The following is a 16065-nucleotide window of genomic DNA, read 5'->3' as shown; positions in this document are numbered from 1 at the left end:
CCTACCGTAATGTGATTCAGGATAAATCACTCCACCGTTGCCTTCACCACCGATCATGGCATTGGTTTCTTTCATTTTATTGACGACGTTGACTTCACCAACTGCGGCTGCATTGTATTGTCCTCCTCTTTTTTCGGTGACATCTCTCAAAGCACGTGTCGAACTCAGATTGGAAACAGTATTGCCCGGTGTCTGAGAAAGTACATAATCTGCCACAGCCACCAAAGTATATTCCTCACCAAATGGACTTCCGTCCTCATTCATAAAGCAAAGTCTGTCCACATCCGGATCCACCACGATACCAAGATCATATTTTCCCTTTTGAAGCTTGTCAGAAATGTCGCGGAGGTTTTCCGGAAGCGGTTCGGGATTATGCGGAAAATGTCCATCCGGTGTACAATACATTTCCTCAATATCTTCCACGCCGAGCGCCCTCAGTAATTTTGGTAGAGCAATGCCTCCAGTTGAATTCACGCAGTCTATGACGACTTTGAATTTTTTGGCAGCAATAGCCTCTTTGTCGACAAGTTTGAGACCGAGTACATGCTGTATATGACGGTCAATGTAATCATCGATTTGGATATATTTTCCAATTTTTTTGACTTCAGCAAAAGTGAAATTTTCCTTTTCCGCACTTTCCAAAATGGATTTTCCTTCTAAATCGGAAATGAATTCCCCTTTGTCATTGAGCAGTTTCAAGGCATTCCATTGGATGGGATTATGACTCGCGGTAAGGATGATACCTCCTCCGGCTTTTTCCAAAGGAACAGCCAACTCGACTGTTGGCGTGGTACTCAATCCCAAGTCAATTACATCAATTCCCAATCCCTGAAGCGTAGCCGCTACAAGCTTGGAAACCATTTCTCCAGAAATCCTTGCATCCCGACCGATGACGACCTTGGGGTTTTTGGTTTGGGCAATTACCCAGCTTCCGTAGGCGGAAGTAAATTTGACAACATCCAAAGGAGTCAATCCTTCACCAGGTTTGCCTCCGATGGTACCTCTGATACCGGAAATAGATTTGATTAACGCCACATTGAAGAGTTTTAAGTGCTAATTGAAAAATCCCGGTTATTCCGGGAGATGAAAAATTTTTATTTGAATTTGGCCAAAACCTTGTCCACTTCATTGTCAGGATTGCCGCAGGAACTGTTTGCATCTACTGTTTTTCCACAATAGCTGCAAGTCCCTCCATCTTTGTTAAGGTATGGGTTTTGTGAGGCACAGGTTCCTTTAAACTCACCGTTTTTTAGGAAAATAAGCCTTACAGACATCAATACAAAGAACAATGCCAAGAATCCCAAAGTCAAATACAAGGTTGCCATATCAATATAATTTGCGCAAATTTACGTAATACTTTGAAAACGTCCTCACTTTCCGATTAGTTTCCCACATATGTCTGATTTATCTCATAGAAAAGCCCAACTGGAATCTTTTGACAGACTTTTGACCATCATGGATGAGCTCCGCGAGCAATGCCCTTGGGATAGAAAACAGACCATAGAAAGCCTAAGGCACCTTACCATTGAAGAGACTTTTGAGTTATCAGACGCAATCCTTGAAAATAACCTAGAGGAAATCAAAAAGGAATTGGGGGATATTCTTTTGCATATTGTGTTTTATGCCAAAATAGGTGCAGAAAAAGAAGCCTTTGATATCGGGACGGTCATTGATAGTCTTTGTGAAAAACTGATCCGGCGTCACCCGCACATCTATGGTGATACCGTGGCCAAAGATGAGGAAACCGTCAAACAAAACTGGGAGAAAATCAAACTGAGTGAAAAAGGAAATACTTCCGTTCTAGGGGGTGTTCCAAAATCATTGCCGGCACTGATCAAAGCCATGCGAATTCAGGAAAAAGCCCGTGGAGTTGGTTTTGATTGGGAAGAAAAGCATCAGGTCTGGGAAAAAGTGGAAGAGGAAATGCAGGAATTCAAGGAAGAATTCAACACTTTGGATGGGCAGGAAATAGACAAATCAAAAGCTACAGGTGAATTTGGGGACTTGCTTTTTTCCCTGATCAACTATGCAAGGTTTATCGATATCAATCCTGAGGAAGCATTGGAACGGACCAACCTCAAGTTTATCAAACGCTTTCAATACCTCGAAACGGCCGCAAAAACTGCCGGAAGGAAAATCGAGGAGATGACCTTGGCAGAAATGGATGTGTATTGGGAAGAAGCCAAAAAGTTATGATTTCTATTTTCAGTTAGTTTCAAATTACTATTTCGAATGATTTCATTTTTTCCAAAAAGAAAACTCAAATGCCATAACGAAAGCGAAATAGTAAATCTCAGCCAAGCTTTTAGAGGTTGATAAATCCATCCAATTTTTTTAAGTACAGCAGTTTTTGAAACTAAATCGCCTGAACTTAACTAGATGCAATCGCCTTTTTTTGGAGGTGAAACACATCTCCTTATGTTCGAAATAAAATTTGGTATATTTGTCTTTTTTAACTTATTTCAATTGAAATTAAGATGTAAAAGCAACTGATTTTAAACTTAAAAAAACGCTTTCATCTTTAGTCTAAATTTCATTATTCATGAAATATTTTCGACTCATTTTACTTTTGGCTTTGATTTCTTTTACATTTTCCAACAAAGCCGGCGCACAGAAACTCCCTTTTACAGAATTGGACAGCATGATTCAATCCTCAATAGAAAAAGGAGAGTGGATTAGCGTTCTAGAACTTGCAAAAGCCCAAATCAAATCAGATGTAGACTGCGCAAAAGGTTATTATTATTCTGCGCTTGCTTTTTATAATCTTGGAAAATATAAAATGGCCAAACCATACATGACCCAATTGAGAAAAATGGATCTTATGGAATTTGAAACTCGAGTGGAAGATTTAAATTCCAAGTTGAATTCGGGCGAAAACCATAACCGCAAGGAGGATTTCTTTTTGAATTATGATTCCAAAAAGGATGAAAAACTATATGACAGGACCTTCCTTTCCTTTGTCTATGATCCAAAAATTCCTTTTGGAATTGCTTATGGAAGTATTAACCACCACGGGATAGCCACCTATTTTCTAATCAGGGCAAACTCTGAAATTTTTACCCAAACCGGAGAGATTACTGTTCGAAGCAATGGAAGCGTCTTTGGCAACCAAGGCAAAGATACAGAAGCCACCGGTATGATAAGGCGAGGAGCAGCTGAATTGCTCATGGGGATTACATGGAAAATTCACCAGCCGGTATGGATGTACTTTGGAGCCGGACTTAACCATTCCAGAGAATTTTGGGAAATAACTGTTTTTGAGGAAGACGGCAGTGTTTACGGTCAATTCTGGGCTAGAAATACCGAAGTAAACCTCAATCAAGCGGTTTTGGAAAGTGGAATTATTTTGGATTTTAAAGGTTTAAACCTTCGGGGAGGGACAAGTCTTGTGGGGTTTGATTTTTCAAAGATGCGGTACAATTTGGGAATAGGAGTTTCTTTCAAAAGGAAATAGGAAATCCTTTTACCCAAAAAATTTAAATAACTGTATATTCAACTTCAGGACAAAAAAATTCAGAGGTTGGAAAAAGGAATTCATAAGAAGTATTTGGAAGAAATAATAAAGGGAATAGAAAAAAACTTTTCTCTCTTTGTCAAAGACCAAAATCCAGAAGACCTGCATCGGATGCGGGTAGAGGTCAAAAAAGCAAATTCCTTGTTGAAGCTCCAGGTATTTGCTAAACCCAAAAGCAAAGTCATTCATTTTTTCCGCCCTATAAGAAAAATCTTTAAGCAGGCTGGATTGATCCGTGAAGCCAAATTAAATCTTGAAAACCTGGAATCTATTCAGGTACAGGATGAAAAAATAAAGCAACTTCTCCAAACCGAAGTTGATAGAGAAACCAAAAAATACCTCTTCAAGGCCAGGAAACTTGGCAATCAACTTGAAAAAAGCGGGGCGATAACTTTGAAAAAGATGAAGACGGTTCCAGACAAAAAAGTCCAGGCTTTTTGCAGATTTCATTTGCAAGTGGTCAGCAAAAATTTCAAAAGGAAGCTCTATGTCAACTACCTGCATGAAAGCCGAAAATCTCTAAAGCTTTTGATCCACATCCATGAAATCATGCCTGATACATCATTTGAAGCATTACAGATAAACTGGTCCTACTTTGATCAACTACAGGAAAAGATCGGAACCTGGCATGATTTTCACCGAACGGCCTATTGGATGAAAAAAAACAAAGCGAACAAAATCAGCCTCAAAACCATTCACTCAAGGCTCCAAGAACAGCTGGCAGAAATCAAGGAATTAAAAAAGGATTTTGAAATAAAAGCTTTGGATTTAAATGGGATTGGGGCTTCGCCGGAATGAGATTCCTTCATTTCCATCTTTATCCCTATTTTTGACAAAAAACACCATGTCAGACCTCAGCCTTCCCAAAGAATTCGAGTCCCGGATGAAATCCTATCTTGGCGAAAATGAATTCAGGGAATTTTCTAAGGCTTTGAAGAAAGATCCTCTGGTATCGGTTCGGATCAACCGGCATAAAACTGAAACCCAACCCGAAAACAGCAAACCGGTTCCTTGGAATGAGGATGGTTTCTTTTTAGAAGAAAGGCCCTCATTTACACTTGATCCACTTTTTCATGCCGGGTGCTACTATGTTCAGGAAGCTTCCTCCATGTTTATCCAACATATATTAAAGAGTATTGCAGCGCCGCAAAACGGAATTTTTCTAGACCTATCGGCGGCGCCGGGAGGCAAATCCACTTTATTAAGTAGCTATTTGGGAAAAAAAGGTTTTTTGGTAGCCAATGAGGTCATCAAATCCCGGGCTAATATTCTCAAAGAAAACATCATCAAATGGGGACTCGGCAACACCTTGGTCACCCAAAATGACCCGGAGCATTTTGAAGATTTGGAAGGTTTTTTTGATTTGGTTTTGGTGGACGCCCCATGTTCGGGGGAAGGGATGTTCCGCAAAGATCCAGATGCCATGTCAGAATGGTCTCCTGATCATGTTGCACTTTGCGCAGCAAGACAGGAAAGAATCATGGACAAAGCAAGTGCTTTTGTTAAAGGTGGCGGCTACCTGATTTACAGCACCTGTACATTCAATGAAAAGGAAAATGAGGAAATGGTCAGATTTATCGTTTCGGAGTATGATTATGAACCTGTGAAAATCCCTTTGGATCCCTCTTGGGGAATTGTGGAATCCGAAGTTCTGATAGACGAAGTCAGCTATTTCGGATATCGGTTTTTCCCCCACCGGGTGGAAGGAGAGGGCTTTTTTATCACTGTCATGAAAAGGCCGGAAGATGCCTTGGTACACGAACCGAAAAGAACCAAGGACTTCAAGCATCCTTACCTCAAACCCGTAGGAAAACAAGAAGCTGAAAAATTGATGGTTCAATTGGGGTTACCTGACTACAGTGGATTTTACAACCTCCAAGACAGTTATTTTTGGGTAAACAAAGATTTTCAGCAGCATTTTGAATACTTAGCCAGATTTTTGAATATCCGGTATTTTGGAGTTGAACTTGGGAAAATCAACAAGCAGCAGTTTATCCCCAACCATGAACTGGCAGTGAGTATACTTCCCAAAACAGGATTTTTGAAAGTAGACCTAGACCTCAAAGACGCATTGGATTACCTGAGAAAGGAGGATATTCCCATAAAGGATTTGCCAGAAGGTTGGGTTTTGGTGACATTTAAAAATACTCCTTTGGGATGGCTTAAAAATCTAGGCAACCGAACCAATAATTATTACCCCAAGGACTGGCGGATCAGGATGAGGTAATATATCAAAATAGCCCTCCTTTAATTTTATTAGGATTTTGGCTGGTATGAAATATTTTTAGAATAATGATTTCACTGTTGGTTACTTCATAAATTATTTTGTAGCTCCAAATAGTTCTTGACCGAAAATTCCCTTCTATTTCTTCAAGGAAAGGCTCTTTTGCAAATTTTTCCTCGAAGAGAGGTATATTTCTAACTACTTCTAAAATCCTGTTTTTTACCTTTTTTGCTTGAATTACAGAATCTTCTTTAATGAAAAAATATATATTCTTTAAATCTTCCTTTGCTGAAATATCCCACTTGATTGGGAGTTTTTTACCAGGATTCGGATTCATTTTCTATTTCCTCTTGATTAAAAAACTTTCCGGACTTTACCCTTTTTGAAGCTTCAAACAATTCTTTCCTGAGGTTATCGATAGTTAAGGCACTTCCGTTTGAAGCAACCCCAATAAATTCATCCTTGGAAGTAAATTTTTTATCTGAGTTGTCAAAAATTCTCCCAGATTTTATAGCTGCTTCTGATTTTTCAGCATTTTCAATCAATTGAATTCTAATTGCCTCCTCAATAGATTTGCTTTCCAAAAGTTCTTTAATACTTCGCAAAACCCTCAGGTCTGAAATCTCCTCCAACATTTCTTTCAATTCATTCTTAAGAATGTTTACCTCTTTCATAAGTCAATTTTTTTATCAATTTACAAATTATCCAATTTGTAGGAAATTATTCCCCCTCAAACTTGGACATGTCCACCACTTCATCTTCAAGATAATGTGGGTAGATTTTCAGGTGTTGCTTTTTGACTTCTTTTACTAGGGATTCCCTGAATGTCTCCACATTGGTACCATCTCCGGCGGCCATGAATACCGGTGCAATGCCATATTTCTTCTGGTAAGCAAGGGATAATTTTTCAAAATCCAGGTACTTACTTTCAGCCACCTCCAATTCTGTCATGTGCATCATCTCCTCTTCTGTAGGCATTTTTGGAACCAAATCAATTTTGTTGAACACCAAAAGGACCGGTTTGTCCCCTGCCCCGATTTCATTCAGGGTATTGTTAACTACATTGATATGGTCTTCAAAATTGGGATGGGAAAGATCCACCACATGGACCAAGAGGTCAGCTTCCCTGATTTCATCCAAGGTTGATTTGAAAGATTCGATCAAGTGGGTCGGCAGCTTCCTGATAAATCCGACAGTGTCTGAAAGAAGGAAAGGAATATTTTCATAAACGACCTTTCTGACGGTGGAGTCTACCGTGGCAAACAGTTTGTTTTCGGCCAAAATATCTGATTTGGTGATCAGGTTCATCAATGTGCTTTTGCCGACATTGGTATATCCGACCAATGCAACCCTTACGATTCCCTTTCTCCCTTTTCTTTGTGTGGCACTCTGTTTTTCAATTTCTTTCAGTTTTTCTTTGAGCAGGGTGATCTTATTTCTGATATCCCTTTTATCAGTTTCAATTTCTTTTTCACCCGCTCCACCCCTGGTTCCTGTGCCTCCCCGCTGTCGCTCAAGGTGAGTCCACATTCTGGTGAGTCTTGGTAGGAGGTACTGGAATCTTGCCAACTCCACCTGGGTTTTGGCTTGTGCTGTTTGGGCTCTGTTGAGAAAAATATCCAAGATCAATAATGAACGGTCATAAACTTTGACCTTAAGTTCATTTTCCAGATTCCTCATCTGCGAAGGAGAAAGGTCATCGTCAAAGATGACCATGTCCACTTCAAAATGTGTCACGTAGGCTTTTATTTCTTCCAATTTCCCTGTGCCTACAAAGGTCCGCACGTCAGGTCTCTCAAGCCTCTGGGTAAATTTATATACGGTCTTTGCGCCGAGAGTCTCTGTCAGGAATGCGAGTTCTTCCAGATATTCATGTACCTGCTGCTCGGTTTGACCCTGACGGATAAGGGCCACCATGACGGCCGTTTCCTGAATAGGAGCCGTTTCAAACAATTTTTGAAATTTTCTGGAAATTTTACTCATATATTTTGGCTATCTAATGGAAAAAGGGAAGCAGACCGGAAATAGTTCCAAACAGGAATGTCTTACAAATTTAACATCCTAAGGACAATAAGCCTTATATTTGGAACATAAAAACCCCTTATTTGCGTTTTGGATATAATTCACCCAAAATGATTCCGGTTTTGGGGTTTTTCCAAATCAATTTCCGGAGTCTTGTAAAAAAATAACCAGAACACCTGCATAGAATGAAAGTAACAGCAACGCCCATCGAGGGACTTTTTGAAATACATCCTGTCATATTTAAAGATGATCGCGGTTATTTTTTTGAATCATTCAGAAAGGAAGCCCTTCTGACTCAAGGAATCGATAAGGATTGGATTCAGGAAAACCAATCTTTCTCCAAAGCCGGCACTATCCGTGGACTTCATTTCCAAAATGATCCGCATGCTCAGGCCAAATTGGTAAAAGTCATCAGTGGGAAAGTTCTAGATGTGGCGGTAGATCTCAGAAAAGGATCAAAAAGCTACGGAAAGGTATTCTGCAAAATTTTGGATGACCAAAACCACCACATGCTGTATGTTCCAGAAGGATTCGCCCATGGGTTTTCGGTTTTGGAGGATGCGGTTTTTTCCTATAAATGTTCCAACTATTACAACAAAGCAAGTGAAGGTGGAGTAATATGGAATGACCCGGTACTAAATATTGATTGGCAGGTGGATTTACCAATAATTTCTGCCAAAGACCAAATTCTTCCATCGTTTGAAGAATTTACAGAATTGACCAAAGGAGGACTATAATGGGATTATTTGATTTTTTGAAAGGTAAGACAAAAGACAAAACACCTGATAGACTCGATCTGGGCTGGCTGAAAGCTGACATGCATTCCCACCTGATTCCGGGAATCGATGATGGATCCAAGTCCGTCCAAGAATCCTTGGAGATGATCTCAAGGTTAAAAGATTTTGGCATCAACAAAATCGTGACCACCCCTCACATCATGTCGGAATTTTATAAAAATACACCTGAAATCATTCTTGGGGGATTGGAAAAAGTAAAGGAGGCCTTAAAAACCGAATCCATAGAAATTGAAATCAATGCTGCAGCCGAATATTACCTGGATGAGTTTTTTCTCGAAAAAGTAAGAAATGGCGAAAAACTGCTGACGCTTTACAAAAACCATGTATTGGTAGAGACGGGTTTTGTATCAAAACCTATGATGCTTGTCGAGATATTTTTTGAAATGGAAATGAACGGTTACAAACCCATATTGGCACATCCTGAGCGCTATCAATACCTTGCACAAGACAAAAAATTGCTTCATGAACTGATCGATCGGGATATATATTTTCAGCTGAATCTTTTGTCTCTCACAGGTTTTTATTCAAGGAATGTGCAGGCTTTTGCGGAATTACTGGTAAAAGAAGGAAGAATCAAATATCTGGGAACAGATACCCACAACCACCGCTATCTCGACGCTTTGGAGACCTTACCTCAGAGTAAATATTTCGACAAAATCCAGGAAATTCCTTTATTCAATACCCTCATATGAAAATTCTGATCACAGGAGCTACCGGACTTTTTGGAAGTTACCTTTCCAAAAAATTTATGGAGGAGGGGGAAATCCTAGCCTTAAAAAGAGAGCACCGGTCTAAAGGCCTATTGGAAAATTCCGATTCTGGGATCACGTGGGTGGAGGGAGATATCCTGGACCCACTTTCTCTGGAAGAAGCAATGGAAAATGTGGACATGGTTATTCATTCAGCAGGGATGGTTTCCTTCAATCCTGGGGATGAAATAAAACTGCGGTCAATCAATGTGACAGGTACAGCCAACGTCGTGAATGCCATGCTTGCAAAAGGGGTAAAAAAACTGATACATATCAGCTCGGTTTCCGCCCTAGGAAGAACAGCCGAAGCCAAAGTTTCTGACGAAAATACCCCTTGGGTGGAATCCAAGCTTAACACACCTTATGCCATCTCCAAGTACCAGGCCGAACTGGAAGTTTGGCGGGGAGTACAGGAAGGTCTGGACGCTTTGGTAATCTTACCAACGATCATTCTGGGGAAAGTCAGTGATGACAGAAGCAGTACACAGATTTACCATTATGTCCTGGAGGAAAGCAAATTCTATCCTGCCGGTTCAGTCAATTTTATTGATATCCGGGATGCAGTAGAGATCACCCATCAACTCTATAAAAAAAATCTTTGGGGAGAAAAATTTATTCTCAACAACAGTGCTGTTCTGTACCAACATTTTTTTGAAACCATGGCAAAAGTTTTTGGGAAAAAAGCACCTTCCAAAAAAGTCAGCCCCGTTCAGATCAAGCTTGCCATTTTTTTTATTTGGATCGGAAGATCGCTTGGACTGACCAAAAACCCCCTCAATAAGCAGACAGCTATGCTTTCGCAACTGTCTATCACTATGGACAACCATAAGGTTCAGCAAGAAATTCACTTCAAATACCGCACTTTGGAGGACAGTTTCAAATGGGCCTTGTCGAACGAAAAATAAGATAGGGACGTTTATTGATTTGAAAATTCAAAATCTACTCTAGGGGAATTTAGCAAGTATTGCCAACTTCTATAAAAAAATAATCAAAGAGGGATTTTGTACCAAAAAAAAATTTGGTATCTTAAGTAAACTATTAAAAGAAACAGATGACCGGAGATTTTGATAATGATTGGGAAGAGGACAAAGAACTTGTAGAACGGTTTGAAAATTCACTTAAGTCCAATTTGGAGCTTTATTTTGAAGAAGAGGAATTAGAAAACATAGTCCGGTTTTATTTTGATCAACAGAAATATGTGAAGGCTCTAAAAGCATCCGCCCATGCTTTGGAAAAATTCCCATTCAGCGTAGAAATCAAGCTGCTGAAAGCCCAGTGCCTGATATTCAACGATGAACTGGAAGAAGGATTGGAGATACTTGAAAACCTTAACAACCTTTCTCCAAACAATGAAGACATTGTCTTGGCCCTCAGTCAGGCCCTGATGATCAACAGCAATATCAAGGAAGCCATCGAATTGTTGGAGAATTTTTTACCCCTTGCCGAGGACAAAGCGGAGGTGTATTATACCCTTGGTAACCTTTACAAAGCCAATGAAAATAATGCGAAAGCCACTTTCTACTACAAAGAATGTGTGAAAATCAGGATCAACCATGAGGATGCTTTGTTCCAATTGGCAATGATCACTGAAGAAGAAGGTTCTTTTGATGAAATCCTGGATTTCTACCAAGACTTCATTGATCAGGATCCATACAGTGCCGGTGCGTGGTACAATTTGGGTGTGGTTTATAACAGGCTTGGAAGGTTTGAGGAAGCGATTCAGGCTTATGACTATGCCCTGATCATAGACGATGCCTTCGCTTCTGCGTATTTCAATCTGGGCAATGCCTACATGAATACCAATCAATTTGAACTTGCGCTTGAAGCCTATCAAAACACGATCAATTGTGAAGGTGCAAATGCTGAAAACTGCTGCTATCTGGGTGCCGCTTATGAAAAACTAGATCAGATAGACCTTGCTTTCAAAAATTTCAAGAAATCTGCCAAACTGGATCCTGAATATGACGATGCATGGTTTGGATTGGGCATGTGTATGCTCAAAAAAGAAAAATTCTTTGAAGCAATACATTATTTCAAAAAAGCCATCAAGCTTACCAAAGAAAATGCAACTTATTGGGTAGGATTGGCAGATGCAGAATATAATCTAGGCAACCTTCAGGCAAGCTCCGAGGCCTATGAAGAAGCCATTATCCTCGAACCGGGAATTATTGAAACTTACGTCAATCTATCAATTATTTATTTTGACCAAAACAGGTTTGAGGAAGCAGAAGATGTGATCAAAGAAGGAATTGAAGAACTGCCGGAAGAGGCAGAACTATATTACCGACTTGTAGTCTATCTGCTTAAATCAGCTAAATACAAGGAAGCCTTTTCATATTTAGAAAATGCATTAACTTTGGACTTTGGGAGACACACATTGTTGTACGATCTGATGCCTGAAATCAAACATCAAAAGGCTATTTTCAAAATCATCTCCCAATACAAGGATGCCGATACATCATCCGATCTAAATAAATAATTACCTGAAATTCGAACTTAATGAATTACGTTCTGAAGAATCTGCCTGTACGAACCGAAAAACCACGTACTACAGGGTTTACTATGGTTATGGACAAAGGCATGGGCATCAGGGAAGTCGAAAACTTCGTTGAAGCAAACAGTGAATTCGTTGACATAGTCAAATTAGGATGGGCGACCTCCTACCTCACAAAGAATCTTGCACAAAAAATCCAGATCTATAAGGACGCAGGAATTCCTGTGTATCTGGGAGGAACCTTGTTCGAGGCATTTGTCATCAGAGGTCAATTTGAAGATTATAGGAGGGTTTTGGAAAAATTTGACCTGACCTTTGCAGAGGTTTCTGACGGATCCATCAGTCTCAACCACGATAAAAAATGTGAATACATCCAGATCCTTTCCAAAGATGTCACAGTCTTGTCCGAAGTCGGATCAAAAGATGCTGCCAAAATCATCCCTCCATACAAATGGATCGATCAGATGCAGAGTGAACTTGATGCAGGTTCCTGGAAAGTCATCGGTGAGGCTAGAGAAGGGGGAAATGTGGGATTGTTCAGAGACTCCGGTGAAGTGAGACAGGGACTTGTAGAAGAAATCCTAACCAAAATCCCCGAAGACAGGATTATTTGGGAAGCTCCCCAAAAAGAGCAGCAGGTTTGGTTTGTGAAACTACTAGGAGCCAATGTCAATTTGGGCAATATTGCTCCAAATGAACTTATTCCACTTGAAACAATCAGGTTGGGACTAAGAGGCGATACATTTGACCATTTCTTGGGCGCACACCTTATGTAATATTATTTTTGGACTGCCCTACTGAAGGGGCAGTTCTTTTTTTTGATCCACAATGAACTATCTCAAAGATTACATTTTAACCTTCCTCAAGGGAATGTCAATGGGTGCGGCTGATGTCGTACCTGGTGTTTCGGGAGGGTCCATCGCGTTGATTGCCGGCATTTACCAAAAACTACTGGACAGCATCAAGTCCATAGATAAAACGGCCCTCGGATTTCTCCTAAAATTTGAATTAAAGGAACTTTGGAACCATATCAATGGGAGTTTCCTAATTACCCTTTTTGCAGGAATCCTGACAAGTATTTTCTCTTTGTCCAAGGTGATTACCTACTTGATGGATAACCATCCGATTCCTCTATGGTCGTTTTTTTGTGGGCTGATTATCATATCTGCGGTGATCATCCTCAGAGATATCAAAAGATGGAATTTCGGGGTAATCTTGTCACTCCTTATAGGAACTGTAGCTGCCTATTGGGTTACAGGATTGCCTCCCACGACTACTCCGGATACACTTTGGTTTACTTTTGTAGCAGGAGCCATTGCTATCTGTGCCATGATTTTGCCAGGTATCTCGGGAAGCTTTCTGTTACTGGTAATGGGCCAATATGAACGAATCATCGGGGCTGTCAATGACAGAGACCTCCTCACCATTGGATTGTTTGGAGCAGGTTGTATCGTCGGATTGCTATCATTTAGCAGGTTGATATCTTGGTTGTTGAAGAATTATCATTCGATCACCATAGCTGTTCTCTCAGGTTTTATGCTTGGGTCCCTAAACAAAATCTGGCCATGGAAGGAAGTACTTTCCTATCGGATGTCTTCTAGCGGCGTTCAGAAGCCTTTTATCACTGAAAACCTGATGCCCCAGAATTATCTGGAAATAACAGGTCAAGAACCGATGATGCTTTATGCCGTTTTGGCTTTTTCTTTTGGCATTTTGTTGGTCTTGGGAATAGAAAGAACCGCTTATTACCTGAAAAGAGGATGAGAAAATTTGGATTGATAGGCTACCCATTGACCCACTCCTTTTCGAAGAAGTATTTTGCTTCAAAATTCGAAAAGGAAGGCATTGCTGACTGTCAATACGATTTATATGAAATCCCTGATATTTCCCTTTTCCCAAATATCCTAGTTGAAAATCCTGGATTGGAAGGAATCAATGTCACGATTCCCTACAAGGAAAAAGTCATTCCTTTTCTAGATGAACTTGATCCTGCCTGCCAAAAAATAGGCGCTGTCAATTGCATCAAAATTCAAGAAGGAAAACTCAAGGGTTACAATACCGACTACATTGGATTCAGGCAATCTTTGGAGGTTTTTCTTGGTATTGACAAGCCAAAAGCCTTGGTTTTGGGAACCGGCGGCGCGTCCAAAGCGGTAATTCAGGCCCTCACAGATATGGGCATTGACTTCCTCATGGTTTCTAGAAATTCTTCTGAAAATCCCGGATGGATCACTTATGAAGATTTGGCAGGGAATCCCAAAATACTGGAATCCCACCACCTTATTATCAATACAACTCCGGTAGGCACTTTTCCAAAAACTGAAGAAATGCCTGAAATCAACCCCAAATACATTACAGGAATGCACAAAGTCTATGACTTGGTGTATAATCCTGAAAAAACTTTTTTGATGCGCTCCCTCGAGGCGCGCGGTGCATTGGTAAAAAATGGATTGGAAATGCTCCAACTCCAGGCCGAAGCAGCCTGGAAAATCTGGAATTAATTTCTTTTCACATTTAACGTTCATTACCATGTACTGGAAAAAACAATCACACGAACAAATCAAAGAAACCATATTCAATGCCCTGTCCCAAAATCTGGATTACAGAGGCGATCATCCCATCCTTGGAATTCCCGGAACCTATCTGGATACCGCTGAGTTTTATCCCGATGCGCCTTTTCTAAAAGACGCACCCTACATGTCCGCTATGGTACGAAATCCAAACCACATCGGAGTCCATACTTTGAGCGACAAATCCGTTTTGGAGATATTTGAGGGAACCCAGAAAATCGAAAAAGACCTGATCCGCTTGGTGGCAGAAGAAATCCTCAACGGTGACCCTAACCAACAAGACGGATACGTGGCCACAGGTGGCACTGAGGCCAATATCCAGGCCATGTGGATCTACAGAAATTTTTTCCAAAAAGAATATGATGCACGTCTTGGTGAAATCGGCTTGGTTTATTCCCAAGACTCTCATTATTCTATGCCAAAGGGTGCGAATCTACTCAATCTTACAAACATCATCTTAGATGTGGATCCGGAGAGCAGAATGATCACCATGGAATCTCTGGAATCCAAAGTAAATGCAGCTATTAAAGATGGAATCAAATATTTTATCGTCATCGCCAATTTGTCCACAACCATGTTTGGCTCCGTGGATGACATAGACATGCTGGGCGAATACTTTACAAACCTGAATGTACCTTTCAAAATCCATGTGGATGCAGCTTATGGAGGGTTTATTTACCCTTTCACAAATCCGATGAGCAGGTTTACTTTCCAGAATCCTTACATGAATTCCATTACAGCAGATGGACACAAAATGCTTCAGACACCCTACGGAACAGGGCTTTTCCTGATCCGAAAAGGATTTTTTGACTATGTCAAAACAGAAGAAGCACAATACATCCCGGGCAAGGATTATACCGTCAGCGGAAGCCGGTCCGGAGCCAATGCCATCTCCATGTGGATGATCCTACAGATTCACGGATCGGAAGGATGGAAATATAAAATGGAAACTCTTTGTGACCACACTGAGCGCATTTGTAAGCGTTTGGATAGGATGGGAGTAGGATATTTCAGAAATCAATACCTAAATATCATCGCGATCAAGGCAAAATACGTTTCAAAGGAACTCTCTGAGAAATACTACCTCGTAGCCAATTCATACGAATTTGAGCCTGAATGGTACAAAATCGTGGTAATGCCACATGTCAAGCCGGGTACTATTGACAACTTTCTGATGGAACTCGAAGGAGAACTCCAATCGAATCTGAGAAAGTAAAGTCAGATTCAAGAAAACCACTCCCTCTTAATAAGTGGGAAATAAAGACCATAAATAGGCAAATAATTGTAATTTTGTTATGAATATCATCAAAGAAGTCTAAAAAAATCACCAACAAAAAAAAAGATAACTATGACATTTCTAAAAAAATTTAAATCCAGGACACTAATGGTATTGGCCTTTGGTTTCCTTTTTGCAGCATCTGTTAGTTCTTGCGGAGGAAAAAAAGAAACCGAAGAGTCAACCGAACAAGTAGAAAGTGCAGAGCACCCTGCAGAAGGAGCGGAGCACCCAACTGATGGTGCGGAGCATCCAAGCGATTCCTCTTCAGAGCACCCTGCAGATACCACTGCAACAAATTAATTTGCCTCAGAACATTTTTTTCCTGAAAAGTGTCTGAAAACCGGATTTCAAGATCTGGATTTTCAGACACTTCTTTTTTTTGAGATACTATAAAAAAGGTTGTTCAGCGGGACATC

At 40.4% G+C, this 16065-nt stretch carries 18 protein-coding genes; 13 read left to right on the top strand and 5 right to left on the bottom strand.

Annotated features, from left to right (window positions below):
* The coding region (locus tag ACZFYI_RS00200) for a phosphohexomutase domain-containing protein (protein WP_462522103.1) at positions 1-1035 on the bottom strand (1035 nt) is incomplete at its 3' end.
* Between the two features lie 59 nt (positions 1036-1094).
* Positions 1095-1325 (bottom strand): hypothetical protein, encoded by a 231-nt coding sequence (locus ACZFYI_RS00195; protein WP_258422401.1) that lies wholly within the window; start codon positions 1323-1325, stop codon positions 1095-1097.
* A 70-nt stretch (positions 1326-1395) separates the two neighbouring features.
* Here ACZFYI_RS00195 and mazG point away from each other — a divergent pair, with 70 nt between their 5' ends.
* From mazG to ACZFYI_RS00175, 4 genes are all read left to right on the top strand, one after another.
* Positions 1396-2196 (top strand): nucleoside triphosphate pyrophosphohydrolase, encoded by an 801-nt coding sequence (gene mazG, locus ACZFYI_RS00190; RefSeq protein ID WP_462522102.1) that lies wholly within the window; start codon positions 1396-1398, stop codon positions 2194-2196.
* A 346-nt stretch (positions 2197-2542) separates the two neighbouring features.
* Entirely contained in the window at positions 2543-3454 is a 912-nt protein-coding gene (locus ACZFYI_RS00185) for a hypothetical protein (protein ID WP_462522101.1), read from the top strand.
* Positions 3455-3520: 66 nt separating this feature from the next.
* Complete coding sequence (locus ACZFYI_RS00180; RefSeq protein ID WP_462522100.1) at positions 3521-4312, top strand: CHAD domain-containing protein; 792 nt, start codon at positions 3521-3523, stop codon at positions 4310-4312.
* Positions 4313-4358: 46 nt separating this feature from the next.
* Positions 4359-5741, top strand: coding sequence for a methyltransferase RsmF C-terminal domain-like protein (locus tag ACZFYI_RS00175; protein WP_462522099.1), 1383 nt, complete (start codon positions 4359-4361; stop codon positions 5739-5741).
* A gap of 4 nt (positions 5742-5745) precedes the next feature.
* On the opposite strand, the gene ACZFYI_RS00170 is transcribed toward ACZFYI_RS00175, so the two are convergent.
* From ACZFYI_RS00170 to hflX, 3 genes are read right to left on the bottom strand one after another with little or no spacing between them, the layout of a single operon-like run.
* Complete coding sequence (locus tag ACZFYI_RS00170; RefSeq protein ID WP_462522098.1) at positions 5746-6075, bottom strand: type II toxin-antitoxin system RelE/ParE family toxin; 330 nt, start codon at positions 6073-6075, stop codon at positions 5746-5748.
* A complete protein-coding gene (locus tag ACZFYI_RS00165; RefSeq protein WP_462522097.1) occupies positions 6056-6412 on the bottom strand; it encodes a hypothetical protein in 357 nt (118 codons plus the stop codon). Before ACZFYI_RS00165 ends, ACZFYI_RS00170 begins: the two co-directional genes overlap by 20 nt.
* Before the next feature lie 46 nt (positions 6413-6458).
* On the bottom strand, positions 6459-7721 hold the full coding sequence (gene hflX / locus ACZFYI_RS00160) for a GTPase HflX (RefSeq protein ID WP_462522096.1): 1263 nt from the start codon (positions 7719-7721) through the stop codon (positions 6459-6461).
* 224 nt (positions 7722-7945) lie between these two features.
* On the opposite strand from hflX, the gene rfbC reads away from it, so the two are divergent.
* The 9 genes from rfbC (at position 7946) to ACZFYI_RS00115 (ending at position 15949) form a co-directional block, all read left to right on the top strand.
* On the top strand, positions 7946-8497 hold the full coding sequence (gene rfbC / locus ACZFYI_RS00155; protein ID WP_462522095.1) for a dTDP-4-dehydrorhamnose 3,5-epimerase: 552 nt from the start codon (positions 7946-7948) through the stop codon (positions 8495-8497).
* Positions 8497-9249 (top strand): tyrosine-protein phosphatase, encoded by a 753-nt coding sequence (locus ACZFYI_RS00150; RefSeq protein ID WP_462522094.1) that lies wholly within the window; start codon positions 8497-8499, stop codon positions 9247-9249. Before rfbC ends, ACZFYI_RS00150 begins: the two co-directional genes overlap by 1 nt.
* A complete protein-coding gene (locus ACZFYI_RS00145; RefSeq protein ID WP_462522093.1) occupies positions 9246-10211 on the top strand; it encodes an NAD-dependent epimerase/dehydratase family protein in 966 nt (321 codons plus the stop codon). Before ACZFYI_RS00150 ends, ACZFYI_RS00145 begins: the two co-directional genes overlap by 4 nt.
* 146 nt (positions 10212-10357) lie before the next feature.
* Positions 10358-11785, top strand: coding sequence for a tetratricopeptide repeat protein (locus tag ACZFYI_RS00140; RefSeq protein ID WP_462522092.1), 1428 nt, complete (start codon positions 10358-10360; stop codon positions 11783-11785).
* A gap of 20 nt (positions 11786-11805) precedes the next feature.
* Complete coding sequence (locus tag ACZFYI_RS00135; protein WP_462522091.1) at positions 11806-12576, top strand: phosphosulfolactate synthase; 771 nt, start codon at positions 11806-11808, stop codon at positions 12574-12576.
* Between the two features lie 52 nt (positions 12577-12628).
* Positions 12629-13564, top strand: a complete 936-nt coding sequence (locus tag ACZFYI_RS00130) for a polyprenyl-phosphate transporter (protein ID WP_462522090.1) — start codon at positions 12629-12631, stop codon at positions 13562-13564.
* Entirely contained in the window at positions 13561-14301 is a 741-nt protein-coding gene (locus tag ACZFYI_RS00125; protein WP_462522089.1) for a shikimate dehydrogenase family protein, read from the top strand. The genes ACZFYI_RS00130 and ACZFYI_RS00125 overlap by 4 nt, the downstream gene beginning before the upstream one ends.
* Before the next feature lie 28 nt (positions 14302-14329).
* Positions 14330-15586, top strand: a complete 1257-nt coding sequence (locus tag ACZFYI_RS00120; RefSeq protein WP_462522088.1) for a pyridoxal-dependent decarboxylase — start codon at positions 14330-14332, stop codon at positions 15584-15586.
* 132 nt (positions 15587-15718) lie between these two features.
* Positions 15719-15949, top strand: coding sequence for a hypothetical protein (locus ACZFYI_RS00115; RefSeq protein ID WP_462522087.1), 231 nt, complete (start codon positions 15719-15721; stop codon positions 15947-15949).
* The last annotated feature ends 116 nt before the right edge of the window (positions 15950-16065 follow it).

This window comes from Aquiflexum sp., from assembly GCF_977115555.1.
This window is presented reverse-complemented; position numbering and strand designations above follow the sequence as displayed.

What these genes read in the sequence shown, in the direction of transcription:
- ACZFYI_RS00120 (WP_462522088.1), top strand. Translation starts at nt 14,330, where the DNA reads ATGTACTGGAAAAAACAATCACACGAACAAATCAAAGAAACCATATTC.
- ACZFYI_RS00135 (WP_462522091.1), top strand. Translation starts at nt 11,806, where the DNA reads ATGAATTACGTTCTGAAGAATCTGCCTGTACGAACCGAAAAACCACGT.
- ACZFYI_RS00140 (WP_462522092.1), top strand. Translation starts at nt 10,358, where the DNA reads ATGACCGGAGATTTTGATAATGATTGGGAAGAGGACAAAGAACTTGTA.
- ACZFYI_RS00150 (WP_462522094.1), top strand. Translation starts at nt 8,497, where the DNA reads ATGGGATTATTTGATTTTTTGAAAGGTAAGACAAAAGACAAAACACCT.
- ACZFYI_RS00175 (WP_462522099.1), top strand. Translation starts at nt 4,359, where the DNA reads ATGTCAGACCTCAGCCTTCCCAAAGAATTCGAGTCCCGGATGAAATCC.
- ACZFYI_RS00130 (WP_462522090.1), top strand. Translation starts at nt 12,629, where the DNA reads ATGAACTATCTCAAAGATTACATTTTAACCTTCCTCAAGGGAATGTCA.
- ACZFYI_RS00195 (WP_258422401.1), bottom strand. Translation starts at nt 1,325, where the DNA reads ATGGCAACCTTGTATTTGACTTTGGGATTCTTGGCATTGTTCTTTGTA.
- hflX (WP_462522096.1), bottom strand. Translation starts at nt 7,721, where the DNA reads ATGAGTAAAATTTCCAGAAAATTTCAAAAATTGTTTGAAACGGCTCCT.
- ACZFYI_RS00185 (WP_462522101.1), top strand. Translation starts at nt 2,543, where the DNA reads ATGAAATATTTTCGACTCATTTTACTTTTGGCTTTGATTTCTTTTACA.
- rfbC (WP_462522095.1), top strand. Translation starts at nt 7,946, where the DNA reads ATGAAAGTAACAGCAACGCCCATCGAGGGACTTTTTGAAATACATCCT.
- ACZFYI_RS00115 (WP_462522087.1), top strand. Translation starts at nt 15,719, where the DNA reads ATGACATTTCTAAAAAAATTTAAATCCAGGACACTAATGGTATTGGCC.
- ACZFYI_RS00125 (WP_462522089.1), top strand. Translation starts at nt 13,561, where the DNA reads ATGAGAAAATTTGGATTGATAGGCTACCCATTGACCCACTCCTTTTCG.
- ACZFYI_RS00145 (WP_462522093.1), top strand. Translation starts at nt 9,246, where the DNA reads ATGAAAATTCTGATCACAGGAGCTACCGGACTTTTTGGAAGTTACCTT.
- ACZFYI_RS00165 (WP_462522097.1), bottom strand. Translation starts at nt 6,412, where the DNA reads ATGAAAGAGGTAAACATTCTTAAGAATGAATTGAAAGAAATGTTGGAG.
- ACZFYI_RS00170 (WP_462522098.1), bottom strand. Translation starts at nt 6,075, where the DNA reads ATGAATCCGAATCCTGGTAAAAAACTCCCAATCAAGTGGGATATTTCA.
- mazG (WP_462522102.1), top strand. Translation starts at nt 1,396, where the DNA reads ATGTCTGATTTATCTCATAGAAAAGCCCAACTGGAATCTTTTGACAGA.